Raw genomic sequence first — 4,705 nt, forward strand, 5'->3', positions numbered from 1 at the left:
GCCCGAATTGAGGAACTCATCGAACTGGTGGGTTTGAGTGGCAAAGCCGATCGACCAGTTAAAGGTTTTTCTGGTGGTGAAAAGCAACGATTGGGCATCGCTCAAGCCGCCATTAACGATCCGGAATTAATCATTCTCGACGAGCCAGCTTCTGCCCTCGATCCATTGGGAAGGCGGGATGTATTGAAGATTTTGGAGAGCTTTCGCGATCGCAGTACGGTGTTTTATTCGACTCACATTCTCGATGATGTCCAGCGAGTGAGCGATCGAGTTGTCATTCTCGATCGCGGTAGACTCATCGCTCAAGGACGAATTCAAGATTTATTATCTAGCGACAGCAACTTATTTTATCTAACAGTTCGCGGCGACGGTGCAACAGTCAAAAGTCGCTTATTATCCATACCGTGGATTGAAAAGATCGAGGTAGAAACGGGCATACCCGATCTCACCAATCATCGCACGACCAAACTCCAAATTCATGTCAGTGATGCTCGTGCTGCCGAAGCCGAATTACTCCGATTGGCGATCGCCGAAGAACGAACGATCGTCACCCATTTTGAACGATCGACTCGTAATCTCGAAGATATTTTTGTCAATTTAGTCGGTGGCGGTGCCAAATATGAATGAGCAAAGTAGAGAACTCCAGCGTGTTACAAGTAGCTGGTATCGCGGCTTTGATGCGATCTATCGCAAAGAGCTAGCCGCGTGGTTTGGGACGCATCGCTGGATAAATCAATCGATTATCTGGATGGCACTGACTTTAACACCTGCGCTGATGGTGCCCACGGCTAGCCAGGATCGGGGTGGGGCGATGTTGTCCTTATTTCTGTGGTCGGGAAGCAATATGATGTCAATTGGGACTATTATCCTGACGCAAGGGACGATCGTGACCGAAAAGCTCACTCAAACCCTGCTGTGGATTTTTTCCAAACCGTTATCGCCTGCGGGGTTTATTCTCGGGAAATTTGCCGCTCATGCGGTATTTCTGGGCGCGATCGTCATTGGTGCGCCCTCGATCGTGATTTATGTTATCGCCATGTTCATCGGTTTGCCCACTAATATCTTGCCCATCAACTATTTAGTTGGGGTGATGATGGTGTATTTGGTGTTGCTATGTGTGCTAGCACTGACAATTTTACTGGGCGTTTTATTTGACAAGATTGCTGCTGTTACCGCCTTAGCACTAACGATCTTTTTTAGCGGTGCAGGGCTGCCATCGACGCAATTACGCTCGATCGAACCATATACAGTCTGGGCGTTGCAACATCATGCCTACGAAACTATGAATGGTAATTTTCCTAGTACTGGTTGGTGGGCAATGGCTAGTGCGGTAGGATCGATCGGCTTATTACTAACTATGGCAATTGCTTGGATGAATCGATCGGAATTATGAGTTGTGAGGCTAGATCCCCGACTTCTTGAAGAAGTCGGGGATCTGAATATATCCTGTGATTTAGCAAGCTGGCGATCGATCGGTTCGCAACGGTTTATCGCAATTGACAACCTATTTTTGTGGTCTACGTTAAGATCGACTTTTAACCACATTTTAATTACAGAAAAACTACCATAATGCTATCTAAACACCAGAAAAATCGAGCCGTGACGGTATTCAGTACAGCCTTGCTATTTGTCTTATCGATCGAATTAGTCGCGAACGCACAGCCAGCCCCAGAAGTGGTACTCGATCGATTATTTCGGAATGAGTCTTCAGCTCCCAACACTCAGAGCCGAGAAATGTTGGCCAGCTTCAAGAAATGGATGGGATCGTTTCAACGCATCCGCAAAGAAGGTAGTGGTTTTGTAGCTATCTTCGATAGTGGCTCGCTACCACTCGATGCCAAGTTTAAGGCTAATGGATCGATCGAAACGATGAATTTTGGGTGTCCGGCGTCCAAATCGCTGTCAATAAGTACCGCCCCAACTGAGATCCGCCAATCCCTATCCAAGTGTGCTGGTTTTAAATCCTAAGTCCCCCGAGTCGTCGCCAAGCCAGCCTTCGCCGCCCACAGTCCGATATCTTGGCGACTGAGAGTAGCGGCCATCAAATCGGGAAATTGGTCGGGCGTACAAGCAAAAGCGGGACTGCCGAGAGTTGCAAACGCTGCCGCATTAGACCTGTCGAAACAAGGCGCACCATCATCATTTAAAGCTAGCAGGGTCACTAGTTGTACACCCGATGCCACGATCGATCCGACGCGTTTGCGCAGTTCGTTATTATTCCCACCCTCATACAAATCGCTAATCAGCACCAAAATCGTTTCCTGGGGCTGGCGAATCAAGCCCTGACAATAACTCATCGCCTTATTAATATCCGTCCCGCCACCGAGTTGGGTACCGAATAAGACATCCACCGGATCTTGGAGCAGTTCTGTCAGATCGACAACTGCCGTATCGAATACCACCATCTGCGTTTTTAGCGCGGGCATCGAAGCCAGCACCGCTGCAAAAATACTCGCATACACCACCGAAGTCGCCATCGAGCCACTTTGATCCACGCACAGGATGATATTTTTCAATGCCGTCCGTTTGCGCCCGTAACCGATCCGCGTTTCGGGGATAATCGTCTTATAGGCGGCTTGATAATGGCGTAGATTAGCCCGAATCGTCCGATTCCAGTCGATTTCATTATGACGGGGGCGACGGTTGCGGACGGCACGATTGAGGCTGCCTGTGACAGCTTGCTGAATCGGGTTGGTAAGTTTCCGCAGCAGTTCGTCTACAACTTTTTGGACGACTAAACGAGCGGTTTCTTTGGTAGTCGCGGGCATAATCTGACTCAGAGACATCAGATTGGCGACTAGATGCACGTCGGCTTCGACAGCTTGCATCATCTCCGGTTCGAGCAACATTTGGTGTAAATTCAGCCGCTCTAATGCGTCTTGCTGCATCACCCGCACGACAGAGCTAGGGAAATACGTCCGAATATCGCCGAGCCAGCGAGCGACTTTGGGTGCGGAACCGCCCAAGCCACCGCTGCGGGTGTCGGTGTCGGAACGATACAAGGCGGCAAGGGCGCGATCCATTTCGATGTCGCTACCACTCAAGCCGCCAGCACCAGCACAACAGCTACCTTCGGCTTCGCTACCGAGGACCAATCGCCACCGTTTGAGTCTTTCTGATTCTGTCATGAGGTTTTGGATTGTGGATTGTTTGCAATGATGCTAAGGAATATTCTAGGGGTGGTAAAAAGATCGCGGTGAGTTGTCTTACTACGCGTCAGAAGAAGAGCAAGAACGACATAACCAGAGAGAATGTGGGTAACATAATACTAGCGGATTAGCTTGTTAGTAGTATGACCTTCTTCATAGATCGACCGGAAACTGATAAATTTTTGAGTAAGTTGGCAGAGGGACTGAGAGATCCGCTCAATAACCCGCTGGTTTATCATTCTTGGGGAATCGGAGGCGTAGGTAAAACAACTCTGCTGACAAAGATCGTAGAACAACATCCAACGGCAGCGATCGCTAGAGTAAGTTTTGGCTTGGATAGCGATATTGAGACCCCAATCAAGCTGATGAAGAAGTTGCACGAGCAGCTATATAGACTAAGATCCGATGATGATTGGGAAGATGAAGATGAATTTACCCGTTGTTATAATAAACGTCAAGCCCTCATCAGCAATCTAGAAAAAGATAAAGATGCTAAAGAGTTTGCGAAAATTTTACAAGCTGGTATTCAAGTTGCGGCACCTGTAGATAAAACTGTTGTTGATGTTGGCAAATCGACAATTCAACTTTTGATGGAATCCACAGGCTTGATGGAAAGATTTAATGTCTTTCTCAATCGTAATTTTGAAACAAGAGGTAAGGTCAAATTACAAGAACTAATTAAGGAGCCATCAAAAACATTAACAGCAGCATTCGCAGCTTGCTTGAGATCCAAGGCCATCAAACAGCCAGTTCTATTGTTTTTTGATACTTACGAAAAAGCTCTGCCAGATACGAATGAGTGGTTGTGGCATTCATTGCTGCCAAGTCATAATGATTTATTACAGGATGTGGCGGTGCGGCTAGTGATAACCGGACGTAATGACATTCTGCAACAGGGTGGATGGCAAAAGTTACAAGAGAGAATATCGATCTATAGTCAGGGGGTAGAACGTTTTGACAAAGAGAGAACTAATGCTTATCTAACAAACATTGGAATCAAGCGGCAGGAAGACTTAGATCGAATTTATCAGATTACTAAAGGTTGGCCATATTATCTAAATAAGATTCGACAACAGCTAGAAGACAATCCTAATATTGAGTCTATTTTTACTAAAATAGATCGAGATGTCGAAGACTTTTTACTTCAAGAAAGTGATGTCGATAAAAAAAGGCTGATGAGCAAGGTGTCCAGAATAGCTGCTTGTTGTCAATCTTTTGACCAAAGATTAATAGAACATCTGTTAGCAAAATTAGAATTACCCCTACAGATAGATGGGAGAGATTGTTATACCTGGCTGACAGAACAACACTTTTTCGAGCAAGGACAATCACGACTAGATGACGTCGCGCGAGATATTTTCCGCAAAGCTCTTTGGCGGACAGATAAAGAGCTACTTATACAAATACATAGCTGGCAGGCAGATTACTTTAAGCAACAATCAGATCGCTATGTTAGCTCAGAAAGTAGTTATTCGGACAAGTATGAGAATGAAGACTGGCTACTAGCAAGATCGGAGTATTTATACCATCAGATGTTTTCCAGACAAGTAGATACT

5 protein-coding genes are annotated in these 4,705 nt (G+C 46.3%); 4 read left to right on the forward strand and 1 reads right to left on the reverse strand.

Annotated elements, in window-relative coordinates; all coding sequences use genetic code 11:
• The 3 genes from RMO84_RS06520 to RMO84_RS06530 form a co-directional block, all read left to right on the forward strand.
• On the forward strand, positions 1–627 hold a 627-nt coding region (locus RMO84_RS06520), incomplete at its 5' end, for an ABC transporter ATP-binding protein (RefSeq protein WP_310487663.1).
• Complete coding sequence (locus tag RMO84_RS06525; RefSeq protein ID WP_310487664.1) at positions 620–1,393, forward strand: hypothetical protein; 774 nt, start codon at positions 620–622, stop codon at positions 1,391–1,393. The genes RMO84_RS06520 and RMO84_RS06525, both read left to right, overlap by 8 nt.
• A gap of 176 nt (positions 1,394–1,569) precedes the next feature.
• Positions 1,570–1,968, forward strand: a complete 399-nt coding sequence (locus RMO84_RS06530) for a hypothetical protein (protein ID WP_310487665.1) — start codon at positions 1,570–1,572, stop codon at positions 1,966–1,968.
• Here the strand turns inward: RMO84_RS06530 and RMO84_RS06535 are convergent.
• Positions 1,965–3,128, reverse strand: coding sequence for a VWA domain-containing protein (locus RMO84_RS06535; protein WP_310487666.1), 1,164 nt, complete (start codon positions 3,126–3,128; stop codon positions 1,965–1,967). The two genes, RMO84_RS06530 and RMO84_RS06535, sit on opposite strands and share 4 nt — an antisense overlap.
• 203 nt (positions 3,129–3,331) lie before the next feature.
• Between RMO84_RS06535 and RMO84_RS06540 the strand changes: the two genes are divergently transcribed.
• The coding region (locus tag RMO84_RS06540; protein WP_310487667.1) for a hypothetical protein at positions 3,332–4,705 on the forward strand (1,374 nt) is incomplete at its 3' end.

The organism is Chamaesiphon sp. VAR_69_metabat_338, assembly GCF_031423935.1.
Classification (GTDB): domain Bacteria; phylum Cyanobacteriota; class Cyanobacteriia; order Cyanobacteriales; family Chamaesiphonaceae; genus Chamaesiphon.